Below are 19,003 nucleotides of genomic sequence, written 5' to 3'. Positions count from 1 at the left end.
AAAAGTAAAATGATGGAGTGATATTGATGAACAATGACATGTTTATAAAAAGAGGAAATGGTAAGCTGACTGTGTCTTATAGGGAATCATTGCTTTTAAATATCAATCCTGAAAAAAACTCATTTGATAAAACAATCGATGATGATGCATTGTTAAAAAAGAAAAGAGAAAACAACTTTTTAATATTGCTGTTAAACAACTTTGTAAATCAATGCTATAGGTACAGGATGCTTATTGAAGAAGGATATTTCTTTATTCTGTGTGATAAAGACGGTTATGTGATTGAAATTATAGCTAATGACCAATTAAATGAAGATTTTAAAAAACTGCAATTTAGAGAAGGCATAAGCCTAAGGCTTGAAGACAGTGGAACAAATGCAGTCAACATAGCCATGGAATACAAAAGCCTTGCACAGTTATACGGAAAAGACCATTGTTGCGACTTGTTTAAGAATTGGTATTGTACTGCAATGCCTATTACAGATCATTACAACAAAGAAATAGTGGCATATCTTGATATATCCCGTATAAAGATTCCCAGCATAAAAGAGCAGAGCATTAGTCTAAAAAACGTAGCAATTTACCTTGAAAAATGTATATCATGTAGAAGTGAAAATATGTCTTTCGTAGGAGGAGAGATCGATGATACTGATAAGCTTATCCTATCATCATTGGTCCGAAACGGAGTAAGGAAAGTAGTAATGGACGAAGTAGGCATATCTGACAGAGCATTGAGAAACCATCTAAATAAATTAGGTATATTGTTTGATGCAAACAATGATATAAAAATAATAATGACAGCCATAAACATAGGCATCATAGACATACATGGCAATATATTATAAAATGATGTGCCGGAATTCGGCACTTATTTCATAAAAAAATGTGCCGAATTTCGGAACTTCCCAAATGTTGAGCTTGGAGTTATAATGTAGTCAAACAGATGAATGGCCATTCGATGTTTAATAAAAATGTAGTTAGTATGCTGTTTTGGTACCGAAATAGTGTTACTAACTATAAAAAGGAGAAGTATAGAAATGTTAAAAAAGGCTGTTTCATTGGTTCTTGTTGTAGTGCTTCTTTCAGTTTCAACTTTTAGTTCTGTTTTTGCAGAAAGCACAAAAAGCGCTTTTAAAGATGATCCTGTTATAACATTTTTTAGTCCTGAATTTTCAAATGCATATATTGAACAAGATTTCTTAGATTTAAGAGATACATCAATGAAAGTAGTTAATGGGAAGATTGTAGCAGATAGTAATAATAATCGGCAGTTGGCAGATAAACTAAATAAAATATTTAAGGACGCTCCAAATGTTAGTTCAGATATAAAGAAGCATTTAGATAGTTCATCTTTAAAACTCATCGGAATTGCAAAGGCAACAGTATATGTTGAGGAAAAATATGAGAAGAAAAATAATAAATTAGTTTGTATTAGTAGTAAATTATTATCTGCGGATGAAATAAATAGAATAGGAAAGAACAAATTTATTCCTATTGAAGATGAAAAAGCTAATGTACAGTCTTTAGATGCTTCTGGCATTCAACCATACGATACTGAATCCAGAGGAACACTTTCATTATATTTTACTTTGTATAAAGATTCTAATTCGAGTCATTCCATTGAATATGTACTTACAGGTAATGCCAATTGGAGCGGATTTAACTTTCTTTACAGTGCAGAAAATAATCCTGCAGTAGGAGAAGATTTTATTGGTTATGCATGGGGTGGCGGATTTAGCTATTATCTGGAAAATATCTCTGGTATTTGGTCTAATGGAGCAAATGCAACTTTCTATAAAGCAGATTCGGTGCCAAATGCAGGGCACGTATGGTCATTTAATGAATATTTATCAATTAATGGTTATAAATACTATGTTAAACAAATAAATACTGGTATTCGGTTATATAAAAACACATTGACTGGAGGTGGAAATGATACTTCTGCTGTATTTAAATATATTCATACTTATCAAGATGTGAGTGGATCAATTTCTATAAGTGCAAACGTTGCAGGGGTAGGAGCAGGTTTTTCACTTTCTAATGTAGCTAAGCAATGGTCTATAGTTACACAAATTGGTGGACTAAATTATTAGACAAAATATAATTCTAGATCTATATGATTTGAAATATTATAAAAAATATAAATTAAAAATTAATATAAATATAATAGAATACTAGAAGCTAAAAAATTTCACAGCAACTTTTAATGCTATTTATTTAATATAATTTATAGGGCAAAATTGAGGTGTTTTTACCGTTTTGCCCACCTTTGTTTTATTATTTATCCCTTAAAATTTTCTGCGACTAATTAGTTTTTATTTATATATATTTTTATTATTTATTAACTATATAAATGAATAGTTTAAATCGGAGGGCGAAATTTTATGAAAAAAATAATAATAATATGCATTGCTATTGCTGTTACAGCAATAAGTTTGTATTTTTCTATTTTTATTACTTATAACATTGACAATACTAGAGAATCGGAGCGAAATGCTATAACTAGGAAAGTCTCTTTATTACAAAATAAAATGATTACAATTTCAGATTCTTCAAAAGACATTTTAAAAAATTCAATAAATATAGAAAAAACTATAACAATAGATAATGTTAAATTCACGCTTTTTTCTTATAGCATACCAAAAGTTAAATTTAAATTTGCTGGATATGCTATTTTAAAAAAAGGAATAAACAACAAATATAAAATCGAATCATTTGGGTATGGAACAAATCTTAATAATGATTGTATTATCAAAATTAATAAAGAGAATCATTTGGTTTTATATGGTATAAATTATAAAGGGAAAATAGCCAAAATTGTTGGCAAATATGATAATCGAAATTATGAGGTCAATATCAATAGAGATGATGAATTTTATTTAAAAGATTTTAAGCTAAACGAGATGATTGAGAATACTAATTCGATATCTATGAATTGGACATTATATGATAATAACTTGAATGATATTACAAATCAAATTAATAGAGAATATAATGAGGAAGTATTAAAAAACTATGGAAAGTAAGAAAATTACTAATACTTTTTGTTAACTGTTTATGTTACACTAAAAGTATTATAATGATACCAGAAAACTAGACAAACAAAAAACAAAAATTGTATTATATGTATTGAGAGAAGCAATGTTTATAATGCTAGGTGGCATGATATGAAAACAAATGTATCTAAAAGAATAATAATTTCTCTTATTTGTGTAGTAACCATTTTATTTGTTGGCTGTTCTAAAAGCGGAATTAGTATGAACTATGTCAAAACTCCAGATAAAATTTATTTAACTGGAGATTTACATAGGCAGGAAATCATTGAATTAAATAAAAAATATGAAGAAACAAAGGATTATAATGAAAAACAAAAAATATTACAAGAAATTGCCCAGCTTGAGGTTAAATCTACAGTAATGATCGATGATAAAGTGTTTATTAATAAGTTTTTAAATTATATCCACAATTCAAAAGGAAAAGATGAAGATATAATTTTGGATAGGTCGAGTAAAGATTATTATTCAATGCAGTTTGCATATAATGGTTTAAAAACAATGGATGAAAATAAGCTGAAAGAAGGATATATGATAACAAATATCAATATTTACAATGGTTATGCGCTATTCCCTAAATATGACAAAACTTCAAACAACAATATAACTTTCATAAGTGTTAAATTAAGTGATAGTATGATGAATTATTTAAAAGATTATTACAAATCAAAAGCGAGATGATGAGTATGCCTTTATAAAATTTTAAAGTTTATTATTGCTTTCCTCATATAATAACACCATCCCGGTTAATATTATCTAATAACTTTTTGTCGGTATTATCATCTATAAAGACTATATCAAGTTTCAATAGAGTATTTATATCATCTAAATCGCAATAAATTGCGCCTTTATGTGAACCATCTTTGCAATATACGGCAATATCTATATCACTGGTCTTTCTATTATCTCCTCTTGATCTTGAACCATATATTACCATTTTATCAATATCATTATATTTTTCACCTATAAATTTAATTGAACATATTATGAAATGCACTACAATCGACATTTCGCTTAAAAATTTTATAAAACCTATTTACAACGTAACAGTGTTATGTTATACTATTCATGTGGAGGTGAATGTTAGTGGATAACAATGATTTGATATCAAAAAAGGAATTGCTTGAAATAACAGGTATCTCGTATGGACAGTTATATAGATGGAAGAGGAAAAATCTTATTCCTGAGGAGTGGTTTATAAGAAAGTCTACATTTACAGGGCAAGAGACATTTTTCCCTAAAGCAAAAATTCTTGAAAGAGTAAATAAAATTCTAAGCATGAAAGAAGACTTGTCATTGGACGACCTTGCAAATATGCTTTCGCCAAATCCGTCAGAGATTGTATTAAGCTTAGATGAGATAAAAAAACGCAACATTGTTTCGTCAATATCTTTGGAATTATATGTAAAGACGTTTGGAGAAGAAAAAGAATTTTCATTTAACTCCATTCTATATATTTACATTGTTGATGAAATGATAATTGCAGGAGATATAAATCTTGAGGAAGGAAAAATCATTTTAGAAACTTTGAGAGAAAATTACAATAAATTCAATGGGAAGAATTGTGATCTATTATTTGTGAGAAAGTTTGGAGTATCTACATGTTTTTTGGTATCAAGTGGGTCTGAAGTTTATTTCGAGCCGGGCGCGAAAATTATTAAAAGACTGAGTATTGCGGGAATTATTGAAGAATTAAAAATAAAATTAGTAAATGGGGGCGAGCTTAATGAGTAGTGAAAACTTAAATGACTTAATTGGCAGTGGCGTAGGAGATTCTGCTGGTGGCAAGTATCGAAATGTCATAATAAGCGGTGTTATAGGAGTGAAAGGCGATGTAGAATGCACAGATTTTAAATGCAGTGGTGTTTCAAAAGTAGATGGCAGCATAAAAGCAGAAAGCATTCTTGTAAGTGGAGTCAATAATGTAAATGGAGATATTAAGTGCAAAGAATTAACCGTGGAGGGGTCATTGAATGTTGCTGGCAGTGTGAATGCCGAGAAAGTTCAGATATATGGTGTGCTCAAGGTAAATGATGACTTAAATTCAGAGATATTTATTTCACGAGGAGGATTTACCATAAACGGACTTTTAAATGCGGAAAATATAGATATAAACCTCTTTGTAAAATGTAAAGCGAAGGAAATCGGCGGTCAAAATATCAATGTTTGTAAAGACAATACAAATGGTATAAAATTCTTTGAAAAAATCCTTGAGACATTTTCAGCATCACAAAGATTTATTGTGGACACTGTTGAAGGCGATGATATTTATATAGAGTACACCAATGCAAAAATCGTAAGAGGTAAAAACGTCAAAATTGGCCCGGGTTCAAATGTTGACATTGTAGAATACGAGGATAAATTTGAAAAAGATGATAATGCGAACGTTAAGGAATTTAAAAAGGTGTAAAGGAGTGCTTATCATGGATTTTGAGAAAAGGCAAGATATAAAGATTATTGGTGATAATACATCTGCAGGCGGTTTATTTAATAATGTCTCAGTAGTAGGAAATGGGATTTTTAATAGCTCTGTTGACTGTACATACATCAAAACTACCGGGGATTGTACAATAAATGGAGACTTAAAAACTGTCTCTGGGGTAGTTGCAGGAAGTATAGCTATAAAAGGCAGCTTATTTGCCGATATATTTAAGGTTGCAGGCAACATGACAGTAGATGGTGATACGTCTATTAAAAATTTAATAACGCATGGAAATACGACAATTAATGCAAATATTTCGTCTGAAAAAATAGATGCAAATGGCTATTTTACAGTAGAAGGAAATTGCAATTCTGAAATTTTCACATCAAATAGCATTGTCATGAAGTTAAATGGGCTTTTGAATGCTGATGACATAGACATCTACATCTATGGAAGTAATTTTGTCAAAGAAATTGGCGGAGAGAAAATCATGATAAAGCGAGGCTCTGAATCAATATTCACGAGGCTTAAGCTTATCAAATCGATGATTTATGATATGTGTAAAGGTAACCTTACAACAGATGTCATTGAAGGTGATGAAATATACCTGGAGTATACGACGGCGAAAGCTGTGAGAGGTAAGAATGTCACAATTGGTAAAGGGTGCAATGTAGAGCTTGTAGAATATGTGGATAATTTCACTCAACACAATGATTCTGTTGTCAGAGAAAGCAAGAAGATAATATTATAGCCAAACACAGGTGTCCTGCGTCTGGCTTTATTTTTTATTGTATATCTATTTTTCTGCCCTTTGGTTTATCTGGATGCAATTTTGGCATTACGATGGTTAATATGCCGTTTTCAAATTTTGCAGTTGTTCTTTCTGAATCTACTTCGGCGGGAAGTCCTATTCTTCTTTCAAATGAGCCATAATACCTTTCGTTTAAATAGTAGCTCTGATTTTTTCTTTCGGATTCTTTTGAAGTCTGCCCCTTTATCTCAAGTATATCATCGTGAACGCTTATTTCTATGTCTTTTTTGTCAACACCAGGCAATTCGGCTGTCGCTGTAATTTCAGTTTCGGATTCTGTAATATCTATTCTGGGTCGAGCAAATATATTTGATAATGCAGGTAAGTTAAAGTCAAAATTAAAATCCGGCCACATGTCGTTGCCGCGCCATTTTATTAAGCTCATAAATGACACCTCCAATAATTTTTACAAAAATATTTTGTGAAAAATAGGTTTTTTTATTCTTACATTTTCAATATATGTATGGTAAAATCTATTGTAGACAAAATGAAAAGGAGTTTTGGTATGAGGCCGTCTGAAAAAGATGCTAATAAAATCTATCTGCTTATACTGATCCTATTTGTTTTTGTAGGTTCATACGTTCAGAGAAAATCATTGTATTTAGGGCTTGTTATTACAGAGTTTGTTATCGTTTTGCTGCCTGTTGTACTTTTTCTGATTTTTAAAAGGTATGACGTAAAATACGTATTAAGATTAAATAAACTTAACTTAAATCATGTGTTTTTAATAATAGCTATAATGATATGCGGTATGTTTGTATCCAGCTTTTTTAGCATCTTGACAAATTACGTACTAAGTAAATTCGGTAAAATACCTATACCGCCTATAAATGCTGCCACCGACATTGGAGGATTGATAAAACAGATATTGATAATTTCAGGGACTGCAGCTTTATGCGAGGAGATACTTACAAGAGGGCTTATTTTGAGAAGTTATGAGATGAGAGGCTCTATAAAGGCTGTCGTCATATCAGGCATAATGTTTGCCGCATTGCATCTTAATGTGCAGAATTTTTTAAGTGTAGTCTTTTTAGGGTGCTTATTGGGATTTCTTGTTCAAAGGACTGATTCAATTTACGCATCGATGTTAGGACATTTTACAAACAATACTATGGTACTTATATTGCAATATGCGTCAAATAAAGTTTCAAGTGCGGCAGGGCTTAAGCCTGGAACCATGGTAAAAATGAATATTCCATTTTTATCTGTAGTGGTGTATGGATTCATCGCTATAGCGGCAGGTACGATTCTTTACATGCTTCTTGAAAAACTCGTGAAAACTACAGATCCATACATTATTCACAGCACTACAACTTTAAAAGATGATTTTAAGATATTGCTTCAATGGCCTCTTTTCTTATCTTTATTGATTTTTTTAGCCATGATAGGTTTGGAGCTATTGGGAATATCGGGGTCTCAGTATTACGGAAAAATTGTCAAGTTTATCTATTGAGGCTTGTAAGTTGACAATAAATCTAAATTGGTATAAAATATAATTAACTGCAATCGGTTTCACTAAGGTGGTGTTAAGATGAATGTAACAATAAAAGACGTTGCGCAAAGAGCACATGTTGCACCTTCGACTGTGTCAAGGGTTATTGCGGATAATCCAAGGATAAGCAAAGAGACGAAGGAAAGAGTTTTTAAGGCAATGGAAGAGTTGGGGTATTACCCTAATGCTATTGCAAGAAGTTTAGCCAGCAAGATGACCTACACTATAGGGCTTATAATGCCTCGATCTGCAGAAGACGCGTTTTCCAATCCTTTCTTTCCTGAAGTCATGAGGGGCATAAGCGTCGTCGCCCATAACGAAAAGTACGATTTGCTTATATCGACATCAGGCAATGAAGAGGAAGAAAAACAGGCTGTCATAGATATGGTAAAAGGAAGAAGAGTTGATGGCATCGTGCTTCTTTGTTCAAGGACTACAGATGAGCTAATACCTTGGCTTAGAGAGGAGAAGTTTCCTTTTACTGTAATAGGAAAGCCTTTAGATTCTAAAGGCGTATGCTGGGTAGATAACGACAATATTGGAGCATCAAGGCTTGCTACCAATTATCTCATAAAACACGGTCACAGAGAAATAGCATTTATAAGCGGTTCACTGGAATTCGTAGTAAGTTTGGATAGACTTGATGGCTATAAGTTGGCATTAGAGGAGAATAATATTCCATTTGACAAAGAATTGGTTGCTCAAGATGAATTTTCAGAAGATGGCGGTTACAATGCCATGATGAGGATTTTGAAGCAAAAGAAACCTACTGCGGTTGTTGTGACAGACGATATAATGTCTTTTGGTGTCATAAGGGCAGCCATAGATTATGGGCTTAAAGTGCCGCAAGACGTATCCCTTATCGGGTTTAACAATATTCCTCTTTCTGCTTATGCAAATCCGCCCCTTACGACGATAGACATTTCCACTTTTGATTTAGGTGTGAAATCTGCAGAGCTGTTGCTTAAAAACATTAAAAATAAAGACTTTGTTGCAGATCACATAATTGTACCAGTAAAATTAATCGAAAGAAAGTCATGCATAAAAAAATAAATAGGCTAAATGCCTATTTATTTTTATGCGCCTATTGCCGCTTTTTTGTTGAAGTTTAAAAGCATGTTGCCTATCTCGTATACATCGCCTGCACCTATTGTTATTACAAGATCGCCATTTTTTATAGTGCCTTTGAGATAGTCTACTATGTCAGTGAATTCCTTTATGTAGTATACTTCATTTCCTCTATCTTTTATAAGGTTAGCCAGATCTTCTGCTCGTACGATTCCTGTGTCTTTTTCACGCGCAGCGTATATATCTGTTATTATAGTAATATCGGCATCGTCAAAAGAGGCAGCGAAGTCATTCAAAAGCGAATAAGTCCTCGTATATGTGTGAGGCTGAAATACGCATATTATTCTATTGTGAGGGTAATTTAATGCAGAAGACAATGTAGCTTTGATTTCTGTTGGATGGTGGGCATAGTCGTCGATTATTACTGCGCCATCGATTGTACCTTTGAATTCAAATCTTCTGTGGGTGCCTTTAAACTTTTTTATGATATCTGAAGTCTTTTTTATGTCTACGCCTAAAAGGTGACATACTGACAGTGTTGCCAATGCGTTTAATATGTTGTGCTTCCCTACAATGGACAGCTCAAAGCGTTCTACAAATGTACCATCGTGGTACACATCAAATGAAGGAAATCCTTTTTCGTCAAATTTTATGTTTTTAGCATTCCATGTACAGTTGCTGTCGATTCCGAACGTGATGATATTGCGGTCTACATTTTTAAGCACGCTCATTGTATTAGGATCATCGCCACATGCCACTACAAATCCATCATTTGGGACGAGGTTTGCAAACTGCGTGAATGACTGCTTTATGTTGTCGATGTTTTTAAAGTAATCAAGGTGGTCTGAATCAACATTTAAAATGACCGCAATGTAAGGATAAAACTTTAAAAAACTGTCTGTGTATTCACACGCTTCTGTTATGAAGTATTCTGAATTGCCTACTCTTACATTTCCGCCGATTATGTCGACTTCACCGCCAACTAAGACCGTTGGATCGTAATTCATTTCTTCCAGCAAAACGGATATAAGCGAAGTTGTCGTGGTTTTGCCATGGCTTCCGGCAACTCCGACGCCGTACTTGTATTTTTTCATTATTTCACCTAAAAGCGTTGCTCTATCTATTGTGGGTATGTTAAGCTGCCGCGATCTTACCATTTCGGGATTGTCTTCTTTTACTGCTGCTGTGTATACGACTAAGTCGGCTCCGTCCACATTTGAAGCGCTATGGGGAATATTAATTATTGCACCTTCATTTCTTAATTTTTTTATTATATGAGAATCCTTTATGTCTGACCCTGTTACAATGTGTCCAGAGTTTAGCATTATATGTGCAAGGCCGCTCATGCTTATGCCACCAATTCCTATAAAATGAACTCTTTTAAAATTTTCGATGTCTATTATCATTAATATAGCACCTCTTTCAAATTTTGTTATTATTATTGCCAAAAAACGGTCTCTTTATGAAGATAAAATACTATACAAAAAGATTATATCACATATTGCAAATTAATGAACTTTAAAATATAATGTTAATTAAAAGTTTGTCTTTGGAGGTTTTTCGATGAATTCATACAAAAGGTACGAAAGGATAAGCGTCATACTTAAGATATTGACCGAAAACCCCAATAAATTGTATAACTTGAATTATTTTATGGATCTATTTAATGTGGCAAAGTCCACCGCATCAGAAGACATGGATATACTTCAAGGTATATTAGAAAAGTTCGGCTTAGGTAAGATAAAGACTGTTGCAGGGGCTGGCGGTGGTATAAAGTACATTCCTATAAATAATATAGATAATTATCGAGAATTTATGATAGATATATGCAATAAGCTTCAAGATCCAAAAAGGATTATTCCTGGAGGTTTTTTGTACACTGCCGACATCATTTATTCTCCACAGTACGCCAATAAGATAGGTGAAATTCTATCATATCCATTTCAAGACAAAGATGTAGATGCAGTTGTCACAGTTGAGACAAAAGGAATACCTATTGCCATCATGTGTGCCAAAGCATTAAATGTTCCATTAGTGATTATAAGGCAGGACAATAGAGTAACTGAAGGTTCATCTGTTTCGATAAACTACGTTTCAGGTTCGCAAAAGCAGATAAAAGCCATGTCCCTTTCAAGGAGATCTTTAGAGAGGAACTCAAAAGTTGTTTTGATAGATGATTTCATGAAAGCGGGCGGTACTATAAAAGGCATGATTGAGCTTATGAATGAGTTTGATGCAGAAGTAATAGGTGCTGGCGTCATGATATCTACAAAAGAACCTGAGAATAAGGTCGTAAAAAACTATTTTTCTATATTTACGCTTGTAGACATGAATGAGGAGAAAGAAACTGTAAAGATGGAGATAAGCGATTGGTTAAAATAATGTATAATATGCATAATAATGGAAATAATAGTGTGGTGGCATAAAATGAATTTTTTTATCAAAATTTTTCTAAATTTTAATTTTTCATGGAGGAAATTTTGATTTAATGGCGAATAATATTAAGGTAAGAAATTTTATTTAATTTTTCTTATGCTAAAAGTCATAAATTATTGGCTTATATTGCAGGAAGGTGGTGAGCTTATGGAAATTACAGACGTTAGGGTGAGAAAAATAAACGAGGAAGGCAAAATGAGAGCTGTGGTTTCTGTAACCTTCGATAATGAATTTGTTGTTCATGATATAAAGGTTATTGAGGGACAGAATGGTTTGTTTATAGCTATGCCTAGCCGCAAGACACCCGAAGGAGAGTTTAAAGATATTGCACATCCAATAAATTCAGAGACAAGAGCAAAGATTCAATCTGCTATACTTAGCGAATACGAAAAAGCTAAAGAGCAGGACAAGCCGCAAGGACAGGAATAAAAAGGAGGTTTCTCCTTTTTATTTTTTTGTTGAACTTTGTCAAATTTATAGTTAAAATAGTATAGGAGTAAAGAGTTAAAATATTAAGAATGTATTAGAAGGTGTCGCGATGGATAATTTTGTTACGCTAATACTTGCTGCAGGACTTGGAAAGAGGATGAAATCAAAGCATCCAAAAGTGATTCACAAAGTCTGTGGAAGGTCTATGGTTGAGTGGGTTGTAAGGAGTGCCAAAGAAGCTGGTTCACAGGATGTAGTCGTGGTTTTAGGACACGGTGCTAATGAGGTAAAGAATGTATTGGGTGACAGCGTTAAATATGCGTATCAAGAAAAACAGCTTGGTACTGGACATGCTGTCATGGTTTCGAAAGACTTATTGCCTGATACGGGTAACATAATGATCTTGACTGGTGATACACCGCTTATAACGTCTGAGTCATTGAAGAAATTCTATGACTTCCATTTAAGAGAGCAAAATTCTATCACAATATTATCTTCTTTTTTTGACGTTCCAGATGGGTATGGGAGAATTGTACGGGATTCAAATGGCAATGTTTTAAAAATTGTTGAGGACAAAGATGCCAATGATGTAGAAAAAGGTATCCATGAGATAAATTCCGGAATGTACATTTTTAATTCTGACTATTTAAGGAAATCGCTTCAACATATAGGCAACAACAATGCACAAGGGGAATATTATCTGACGGATGCCATAGAGATAGTGATAAAATTAGGTGGAAAAGTTGGAGCATATCAGGCTCCAAATGAGGAGATAATGGGGGTCAATACAAGAGTACAGCTAAAAGACGCAGAAAAGGTCATGAGAAAAAGGATAAATGAAAGGCTTATGTTAGACGGTGTCACCATAATCGATCCTGATAGCACTTACATTGGACCTGATGTTGTTATAGGAATGGACACGATTATATATCCTGGCACTATGATAGAAGGCAAGACTACGATTGGAGAAGACTGCGAAATAGGACCTAATTCATACATCATCGATTCAGAAATAGGAAATGGCTGTAAAATAGTATTTTCTATGATCACCGAATCAAAACTTCACAACAATATAAAATTAGGACCGTTTGCTCAGATAAGGCCTGAAAGCGTAATACACGACAATGCTAAGCTTGGCAATTTCATAGAGATAAAGAAATCAGTCATAGGTGAAGGAACAAAAGTGCCTCATTTGACTTATATAGGTGATGCGGAAGTCGGGAAACGCGTTAACATGGGCTGTGGTTCTATAGTCGTCAATTACGATGGTAAAAACAAGCACAAGACCATCATAGGCGACGATGTTTTTGTTGGATGCAATGTAAACTTGGTATCGCCTCTTAAAGTCAATGACAAAGCTTTTATAGCTGCAGGCTCCACCATAACAGATGAAGTGCCAGAAGGAGCATTGGCAATAGCAAGATGTCGCCAGACCAACAAAGAAGGATGGGTAGAAGAAAGAAGAAAAAAAGGAGGACTATAGGAGTGGTAAGACACGGAGGAGCAATAAAGATTTTTAGTGGCAATTCAAACCCTGAATTGGCGAGGGAGATTGCCGAAAACTTAGGGCTTACATTAGGTGATTCAGAAGTTGGTACATTTAGCGATGGTGAGATAAGCGTAAGGATCAAAGAAAGCATAAGAGGTGCAAATGTATTTGTCGTTCAGTCTACATGTTCACCAGTAAATGATAACCTTATGGAACTTTTAATAATGATAGATGCATTTAAAAGGGCATCTGCAGGAGAGATAACTGCTGTCATACCTTATTACGGTTATGCAAGACAAGACAGGAAGTCTAAACCAAGAGATCCGATAACGGCTAAATTGGTAGCTGACCTTATTACAGTTGCAGGTGCCGACAGAGTTCTCACAATGGATCTCCACGCGGCACAGATTCAAGGATATTTCAATATACCGGTCGATCATCTTCTTGGCGGTCCAATACTGGCGAAATATTTCATGGAAAAGGATTTGGGCGGAGACGTAGTAGTTGTATCGCCAGATCACGGAAGTGTAGTAAGAGCAAGGAATTTTGCGGAAAAACTTAATGCGCCTATAGCCATAATAGATAAGAGAAGGCCAAAGGCTAATGTAGCAGAGATAATGAACCTCATAGGTGATGTAAGAGGGAAAATAGCCATATTGGTAGATGACCTTATTGATACAGCAGGGACGTTACAACAGGGAGCGCAAGCGCTTATTGACAATGGTGCAAAAGAGGTGTATGCGTGTGCTACGCACGGTGTTTTGTCAGGTCCTGCGATAGAAAGGTTGATGGATTCTCCAATAAAAGAATTAGTCATAACAGATACTATCCCGCTTCCTGAGGAGAAGAAGATAAGCAAGATAAAGGTAAGGACTGTAGCTCCATTGTTGGCGGAAGCCATAATGCGAATATATGAAGGTATGTCTGTAAGCAAATTGTTTGTATAGGCACTAAGGTGCCTTTTTTTGTATGCACAATCCATCATTGCGGTTTTTAAATCAATTATGTATAATAGTCTTAAAAAGAGGGGTGTTTGTATGGGCGAAAACAAAAAAATATATATAGTTGACGATGATAGAAATATATGTGAGATAATTTCACTTTATCTTGAAAAGGAAGGCTTTGCAACATTAAAGATCAGTGACGGGCTTACAGCATTGAACAAAATAAAAGAAGAACTCCCCTTGCTTATTATACTTGATTTGATGCTTCCCGGCATTGATGGAATGACGTTGTGCAAAGAGGTTAGGAAATTTACAAATGTACCTATTATAATGCTTACAGCCAAAGGAGATACATTTGATAAGGTATTAGGGCTGGAGATAGGTGCCGACGATTACATCGTAAAGCCTTTTGATGGAAAAGAGTTAGTTGCTCGTGTCAAAGCTGTGCTGAGAAGGTATGAACATGAGGAAAATGATGGCGACAGTGTCACATACCCTGATCTTTCTATAAGTTTAAGCGAGTACAAGGTGAAATACAAAGGCGAAAATGTTGACCTTACGCCGAAGGAATTAGAGCTTTTTTACTTCTTGTGTACTCATCCAAATAAAGTATTTACGAGAGATCAACTGTTAGAAAATGTATGGGGATACGAGTACATGGGTGACAGCCGAACTGTCGATGTACACATAAAGCGTTTGAGAGAGAAAATAGGGGATGGTCCAAACTGGAAATTAACAACTGTATGGGGTGTGGGATATAAATTCGAGGTGAAATGATTTGAGCAGAAACAGGCTCTTTAGAAGGCTGCTTTTCACAAATATTGCAATAATTCTGCTTACGATGTCTATACTTTCTGTGCTTTTTTACATCATGTTTGAAAATTACTATTTTCGCGATAAAGAAAAGATAATGGTAGAAGAAGGAAAGCAGATAAACACCGTTTTGAATGATTACCTCATAGGAGACATAGACATCGACAGGCTTAATCAGGATTTAAACGTTATTGACAGGCTTATAAACGCATCGATATGGGTTGTAAGCACAGATGGGCGGATATATATACAGTCTAAGAACTTTGAAAAGAATTGGACAGGCGTCACATTAAGCAAAGATGACATCAAAAGCATTTTAAAAGGTGAGACTATTGTAAGAAGGGGATATTTTGGCGGTAGGTTTACACAGCCTGTTTTGACTGTTGGCTTTCCGCTGGTACTTGCTGGGAAGATTCAAGGTGCCATATTCATGCATGCTCCTATTGTAGAGATGCAGAAAACCTTGATGGACATATTTTTTATAATGCTTTTAGCCATAGCCATATCCATAATAATAGCATTTATACTTATTTCTTATACATCAAAGAGAATCTCTAATCCTTTAAAAGAGATGAGCATTGCAACAGAAAAGATGGCAAAAGGAGATTTTTCAACAAAGATAAACGTTGTAGATGACGATGAAATAGGAGATTTGGCAAAGTCCTTCAACATAATGTCAAGCGAATTAGGCAGGATGGATAATGCGAGGAAAGAGTTTGTGGCTAATGTTTCACATGAGCTTCGCTCGCCTTTGTCCACGATCCAAGGCTATATAGATGGCGTCGTTGATGGGACTATACCTGCGGAGAAATCCAAATTTTATTTGGAGATAGCTCAAAAAGAGACGAGGCGAATGTCTCGATTAATATCTGAACTTTTAGATATAACGAAAATGGAATCAGGGGCTTTTCCGTTAAACATATCGGAATTCGACATAAACGAGCTTATAAGGCTGACCATAATAAAGATGGAAGCAAGGATAAGCGATAAAGATCTCATGGTTAAGGTGGACTTTGAAAGCGACAAAGAAATTGTAGAGGCAGATAAAGACAAGATAGAACAAGTGCTTACTAATCTAATAGATAATGCAATTAAATTTTCAAATCCTGGTGGCTATATACACGTATCTACAGAAAAGGTGAGAGAAAAAGTTCATGTAAAAGTCCAAAATAAAGGCAAGACGATACCACCTGATGAAATTGACCATATATGGGACAGGTTTTACAAAGTTGACAAAGCCAGAAGCGGTAGCCCAGGTGTCGGATTAGGGCTTTATATTGTGAGAAGCATCATAAATCTTCATAATGAGGATATATGGGCTACCAGTAACGATGTAGACGGTACTACATTTACTTTTACACTTAAGTCAAAAAAGTTAAGCAGTAAAATAAAATTTTTACAATTTGTTCATACTTTATTCATAAATTAAGGTTATAATAATAATCGAGAGAGAGAAAAGCCTCTCCTTGACCTCCCTTATTATAGCAGCTCGAGCCACCCCTCGGGCTGCATTTATTTTTTTCTTTTCACATAAAATTATTAAAAATAATTTACAATATGTTCACAGTTTATTAAAAATTCTAATTTATAATGTAATCATGAGAGATGTTAAGGAGGATGATGAATATGGATTTTGAAAATGAACAAAACAAAAATATAGGCGAAAATGAAATAGATAATTTTAGGACTGACGATGCCTTAGGTTCCGATGACATAAAAGGCGAAAATATAGATGACACTCAGGAAATTCCAGCAACATATAGTGTTGAAGAAAGCGGAACCTATACGACACCAAGGGTAGAGTTTAGAAGCAACAAAAAAAGCTTAGGCAAGATGGTTAAAAGATTTAGAAGAAGAATGCTTGTTTCATTTGTGGCTGTTGCATTGATTGCAGCACTTATCGGTGGTGGAACTGTGGCAGGAATCATGAAATACACTAATTTAGGGCAACAGACACAGGTTATAAACAGGTACTTGCCACTTTCATCATCAGACAATAACAATTTTAACTTGATTGCCAATATAGCTAAAATTGTAAGTCCTTCTGTGGTGGGAATTGATACAAGTGTATCATACTCCAATGGATTTGGAAGTGCACTGGTGCCTGAAGGCAGTGGTTCAGGAATTATCATCGATTCACAAGGCTATATTGTGACAAACAACCATGTTGTGGATGGCGCTTCTAAGATAACCGTAAATTTATCTGATGGTAGAAAGTTCCCTGCCCAACTTATAGGAAAGGATTCAAAGACTGACTTGGCAGTATTGAAGATAAATGCTACAAATTTGATTCCGGCAAAATTAGGTGATTCGTCAAAACTTGAAGTGGGAGATCTGGCAGTCGCCATAGGAAACCCTCTTGGTGAAAGTTTTGCAGGTACGGTTACAGCAGGCATAATAAGCGGTCTTAACAGAAATCTTCAAAGCGATTACGGCCCAGTTAACCTCATTCAGACAGATGCAGCTATAAATCCTGGTAACAGTGGTGGACCTTTAGTCAACAGCAATGGTGAAGTTGTTGGGATAACAAGTGTGAAGTTGACATCTACAGGTGGTTCGAATACACAAGATCCATTTGGAATGTTCCAAAGCCAAAGCACACCTGTTGAAGGAATGGGATTTGCGATTCCGATAAATGAAGCAAAACCTATAATAGATGACTTGATAAAACACGGATATGTAGAAAGACCAATGATGGGTGTAAGCGTACAAGAAGTAACACAACAAGATGCAGCGCAGTACAATATACCAGTTGGACTTTATATAGCGCAAGTACAGCAAGGAAGCGGTGCTGATGAAGCCGGACTTCAACCAGGTGATGTGATAACAGCAGTAGATGGCACAAAAGTACAGACTTTTGATGCGCTGCAAAGCATAATAACTAAGCATAAAGTTGGCGACACGATAACTGTTACATTCTGGAGAAATGGCAGGACCATGAGCACAAAAGTAAAGCTTATGAGCAGTTCAAATGCACAATAAAATGTAAATAACGCTAAATAGTTCTTTACCAGTCTCCTCCCGCTGGTAAGGAACTTTTTTATTGTTAAACTTGAACTTTTTTTCGCCGTTTTTTGTGATATAATAAAAAATAGCATGACTGGAGGGGTTATGATGTACATTGTTGTAGGACTTGGGAATCCCGGGAAAGAGTATGAAAAGACGAGGCACAATGTAGGTTTCGAAGTGATAGATAGTCTTTCTAAAAAGTTAGATATAGCTGTAAAAAAAATTAAGTTCAAATCATTGATCGGTGAAGGACTTTATAAAGGAGAAAAAATAGTGCTGCAGAAGCCTCAGACATTTATGAATTCCAGTGGTGAAGCTGTTTACGATATAGTTGATTTTTACAAATTGCCACTTTCTAATTTGATTGTGGTATACGATGATAAAGACCTGGATGTGGGTAAAATAAGAGTGAGGAAGAAAGGCAGTGCAGGTGGGCATAATGGAATGAAATCGATTATATATATATTAAATAGCGAGGACTTTCCAAGAGTGCGATTAGGCATAGGAAAGCCTAAAGGCGACATGATAGAGCATGTTTTGGGTAGATTTGAGGAGAGGGATATGGACATAGTTACAAATTCTATCGATAATGCGGCAAATGCTGTTTTGGATATAATAGAGAATGGAGTTGAACATGCCATGAATTTGTACAATGGCAACAATATATGTTTATCGTAGGTGGTTTTATAAGCGCAATTTTGTCCTACTTTTTGAATAAACTTGTTGTGGATATGTACGGTGACAAAGCTGTAATATACGGCGTGCCACTTATTGAGGAATCGTCTAAAACTGTCATGGGATACATCTTTGGCAGTGTCATTGGTGCTCATTTCGTATTTGGGGTTGTGGAAGCCTTTAAAGATTTTGTTGCATCACCAAAAGAAATAAATTTTAAGGCATCAGTTTTAAGCATCGTCACACACCTTGTTTTTGGAGTTGTTGCTTTTTACGTTTTAAGACATGTAAATATATATGCTGCTATCTTTATGACAGCCGTCATTCATGGGTGCTGGAATTGGATTATGTTGAGGTGATTG

At 34.7% G+C, this 19,003-nt stretch carries 20 protein-coding genes and 1 pseudogene; 18 read left to right on the top strand and 3 right to left on the bottom strand.

Translation table 11 applies throughout. The features are described 5' to 3' along the window. Positions 1-26: 26 nt before the first annotated feature. From BVF91_RS05585 to BVF91_RS05570, 4 genes are all read left to right on the top strand, one after another. The gene (locus BVF91_RS05585; RefSeq protein WP_085112483.1) at positions 27-845 is read left to right on the top strand and encodes an AsnC family protein; all 819 of its coding nucleotides are present in this window, start codon (positions 27-29) and stop codon (positions 843-845) included. Between the two features lie 192 nt (positions 846-1,037). Beyond that, complete coding sequence (locus tag BVF91_RS05580; RefSeq protein WP_085112482.1) at positions 1,038-2,093, top strand: hypothetical protein; 1,056 nt, start codon at positions 1,038-1,040, stop codon at positions 2,091-2,093. Positions 2,094-2,384: 291 nt separating this feature from the next. After that, positions 2,385-3,026: a hypothetical protein gene (locus BVF91_RS05575; RefSeq protein WP_085112481.1), complete on the top strand. Its 642-nt coding sequence runs from the start codon at positions 2,385-2,387 to the stop codon at positions 3,024-3,026. A gap of 141 nt (positions 3,027-3,167) precedes the next feature. Further along, a complete protein-coding gene (locus BVF91_RS05570) occupies positions 3,168-3,734 on the top strand; it encodes a hypothetical protein (RefSeq protein ID WP_085112480.1) in 567 nt (188 codons plus the stop codon). A 43-nt stretch (positions 3,735-3,777) separates the two neighbouring features. Here BVF91_RS05570 and BVF91_RS05565 read toward each other — a convergent pair whose 3' ends face one another. Beyond that, positions 3,778-4,062 carry a nucleotidyltransferase domain-containing protein gene (locus BVF91_RS05565; protein WP_085112479.1) on the bottom strand — a complete coding sequence of 95 codons (285 nt, stop codon included), beginning with the start codon at positions 4,060-4,062 and terminating at the stop codon, positions 3,778-3,780. A 77-nt stretch (positions 4,063-4,139) separates the two neighbouring features. Here BVF91_RS05565 and BVF91_RS05560 point away from each other — a divergent pair, with 77 nt between their 5' ends. The 3 genes from BVF91_RS05560 to BVF91_RS05550 are packed head-to-tail and all read left to right on the top strand — an operon-like array spanning position 4,140 to position 6,226. Continuing rightward, entirely contained in the window at positions 4,140-4,787 is a 648-nt protein-coding gene (locus tag BVF91_RS05560; protein WP_085112478.1) for a YhbD family protein, read from the top strand. Beyond that, entirely contained in the window at positions 4,780-5,463 is a 684-nt protein-coding gene (locus BVF91_RS05555; protein ID WP_085112477.1) for a polymer-forming cytoskeletal protein, read from the top strand. The genes BVF91_RS05560 and BVF91_RS05555 overlap by 8 nt, the downstream gene beginning before the upstream one ends. Before the next feature lie 13 nt (positions 5,464-5,476). Next, entirely contained in the window at positions 5,477-6,226 is a 750-nt protein-coding gene (locus BVF91_RS05550) for a hypothetical protein (RefSeq protein WP_085112476.1), read from the top strand. 34 nt (positions 6,227-6,260) lie between these two features. Here BVF91_RS05550 and BVF91_RS05545 read toward each other — a convergent pair whose 3' ends face one another. After that, entirely contained in the window at positions 6,261-6,671 is a 411-nt protein-coding gene (locus BVF91_RS05545) for an Hsp20/alpha crystallin family protein (RefSeq protein WP_085112475.1), read from the bottom strand. A gap of 120 nt (positions 6,672-6,791) precedes the next feature. On the opposite strand from BVF91_RS05545, the gene BVF91_RS05540 reads away from it, so the two are divergent. After that, positions 6,792-7,739 (top strand): CPBP family intramembrane glutamic endopeptidase, encoded by a 948-nt coding sequence (locus BVF91_RS05540; protein WP_085112474.1) that lies wholly within the window; start codon positions 6,792-6,794, stop codon positions 7,737-7,739. Between the two features lie 78 nt (positions 7,740-7,817). Then, on the top strand, positions 7,818-8,831 hold the full coding sequence (locus tag BVF91_RS05535) for a LacI family DNA-binding transcriptional regulator (RefSeq protein WP_085112473.1): 1,014 nt from the start codon (positions 7,818-7,820) through the stop codon (positions 8,829-8,831). 23 nt (positions 8,832-8,854) lie between these two features. Here BVF91_RS05535 and murC read toward each other — a convergent pair whose 3' ends face one another. Continuing rightward, complete coding sequence (murC, locus tag BVF91_RS05530; RefSeq protein ID WP_085112543.1) at positions 8,855-10,252, bottom strand: UDP-N-acetylmuramate--L-alanine ligase; 1,398 nt, start codon at positions 10,250-10,252, stop codon at positions 8,855-8,857. A gap of 157 nt (positions 10,253-10,409) precedes the next feature. On the opposite strand from murC, the pseudogene purR reads away from it, so the two are divergent. The 9 genes and pseudogenes from purR (at position 10,410) to BVF91_RS05485 (ending at position 19,000) form a co-directional block, all read left to right on the top strand. Next, a pseudogene (purR, locus tag BVF91_RS05525) lies at positions 10,410-11,272 on the top strand (pur operon repressor). 157 nt (positions 11,273-11,429) lie between these two features. After that, a complete protein-coding gene (gene spoVG, locus BVF91_RS05520; RefSeq protein ID WP_013786966.1) occupies positions 11,430-11,711 on the top strand; it encodes a septation regulator SpoVG in 282 nt (93 codons plus the stop codon). 109 nt (positions 11,712-11,820) lie between these two features. Beyond that, positions 11,821-13,194 carry a bifunctional UDP-N-acetylglucosamine diphosphorylase/glucosamine-1-phosphate N-acetyltransferase GlmU gene (gene glmU / locus BVF91_RS05515; protein ID WP_085112472.1) on the top strand — a complete coding sequence of 458 codons (1,374 nt, stop codon included), beginning with the start codon at positions 11,821-11,823 and terminating at the stop codon, positions 13,192-13,194. 2 nt (positions 13,195-13,196) lie between these two features. Continuing rightward, entirely contained in the window at positions 13,197-14,147 is a 951-nt protein-coding gene (locus tag BVF91_RS05510) for a ribose-phosphate diphosphokinase (RefSeq protein WP_013786968.1), read from the top strand. 90 nt (positions 14,148-14,237) lie between these two features. Next, positions 14,238-14,921, top strand: coding sequence for a response regulator (locus BVF91_RS05505; RefSeq protein ID WP_085112471.1), 684 nt, complete (start codon positions 14,238-14,240; stop codon positions 14,919-14,921). A gap of 1 nt (position 14,922) precedes the next feature. Then, entirely contained in the window at positions 14,923-16,386 is a 1,464-nt protein-coding gene (locus BVF91_RS05500) for a sensor histidine kinase (protein WP_085112470.1), read from the top strand. A gap of 197 nt (positions 16,387-16,583) precedes the next feature. After that, positions 16,584-17,939, top strand: a complete 1,356-nt coding sequence (locus BVF91_RS05495) for a S1C family serine protease (RefSeq protein WP_085112469.1) — start codon at positions 16,584-16,586, stop codon at positions 17,937-17,939. Between the two features lie 132 nt (positions 17,940-18,071). Next, on the top strand, positions 18,072-18,644 hold the full coding sequence (pth, locus tag BVF91_RS05490) for an aminoacyl-tRNA hydrolase (RefSeq protein WP_085112468.1): 573 nt from the start codon (positions 18,072-18,074) through the stop codon (positions 18,642-18,644). After that, complete coding sequence (locus BVF91_RS05485; RefSeq protein ID WP_085112467.1) at positions 18,632-19,000, top strand: hypothetical protein; 369 nt, start codon at positions 18,632-18,634, stop codon at positions 18,998-19,000. The genes pth and BVF91_RS05485 overlap by 13 nt, the downstream gene beginning before the upstream one ends. Positions 19,001-19,003 lie beyond the last annotated feature (3 nt).

Source organism: Thermoanaerobacterium sp. PSU-2, assembly GCF_002102475.1.
GTDB lineage: Bacteria > Bacillota > Thermoanaerobacteria > Thermoanaerobacterales > Thermoanaerobacteraceae > Thermoanaerobacterium.
Note: the sequence above shows the minus strand (reverse complement) of the source record. Positions and strands in the feature narration are given on the sequence as shown.

What these genes read in the sequence shown, in the direction of transcription:
- BVF91_RS05585 (WP_085112483.1), top strand. Translation starts at nt 27, where the DNA reads ATGAACAATGACATGTTTATAAAAAGAGGAAATGGTAAGCTGACTGTG.
- BVF91_RS05580 (WP_085112482.1), top strand. Translation starts at nt 1,038, where the DNA reads ATGTTAAAAAAGGCTGTTTCATTGGTTCTTGTTGTAGTGCTTCTTTCA.
- BVF91_RS05575 (WP_085112481.1), top strand. Translation starts at nt 2,385, where the DNA reads ATGAAAAAAATAATAATAATATGCATTGCTATTGCTGTTACAGCAATA.
- BVF91_RS05570 (WP_085112480.1), top strand. Translation starts at nt 3,168, where the DNA reads ATGAAAACAAATGTATCTAAAAGAATAATAATTTCTCTTATTTGTGTA.
- BVF91_RS05565 (WP_085112479.1), bottom strand. Translation starts at nt 4,062, where the DNA reads ATGTCGATTGTAGTGCATTTCATAATATGTTCAATTAAATTTATAGGT.
- BVF91_RS05555 (WP_085112477.1), top strand. Translation starts at nt 4,780, where the DNA reads ATGAGTAGTGAAAACTTAAATGACTTAATTGGCAGTGGCGTAGGAGAT.
- BVF91_RS05550 (WP_085112476.1), top strand. Translation starts at nt 5,477, where the DNA reads ATGGATTTTGAGAAAAGGCAAGATATAAAGATTATTGGTGATAATACA.
- BVF91_RS05545 (WP_085112475.1), bottom strand. Translation starts at nt 6,671, where the DNA reads ATGAGCTTAATAAAATGGCGCGGCAACGACATGTGGCCGGATTTTAAT.
- BVF91_RS05540 (WP_085112474.1), top strand. Translation starts at nt 6,792, where the DNA reads ATGAGGCCGTCTGAAAAAGATGCTAATAAAATCTATCTGCTTATACTG.
- BVF91_RS05535 (WP_085112473.1), top strand. Translation starts at nt 7,818, where the DNA reads ATGAATGTAACAATAAAAGACGTTGCGCAAAGAGCACATGTTGCACCT.
- murC (WP_085112543.1), bottom strand. Translation starts at nt 10,252, where the DNA reads ATGATAATAGACATCGAAAATTTTAAAAGAGTTCATTTTATAGGAATT.
- spoVG (WP_013786966.1), top strand. Translation starts at nt 11,430, where the DNA reads ATGGAAATTACAGACGTTAGGGTGAGAAAAATAAACGAGGAAGGCAAA.
- glmU (WP_085112472.1), top strand. Translation starts at nt 11,821, where the DNA reads ATGGATAATTTTGTTACGCTAATACTTGCTGCAGGACTTGGAAAGAGG.
- BVF91_RS05505 (WP_085112471.1), top strand. Translation starts at nt 14,238, where the DNA reads ATGGGCGAAAACAAAAAAATATATATAGTTGACGATGATAGAAATATA.
- BVF91_RS05495 (WP_085112469.1), top strand. Translation starts at nt 16,584, where the DNA reads ATGGATTTTGAAAATGAACAAAACAAAAATATAGGCGAAAATGAAATA.
- pth (WP_085112468.1), top strand. Translation starts at nt 18,072, where the DNA reads ATGTACATTGTTGTAGGACTTGGGAATCCCGGGAAAGAGTATGAAAAG.
- BVF91_RS05485 (WP_085112467.1), top strand. Translation starts at nt 18,632, where the DNA reads ATGTTTATCGTAGGTGGTTTTATAAGCGCAATTTTGTCCTACTTTTTG.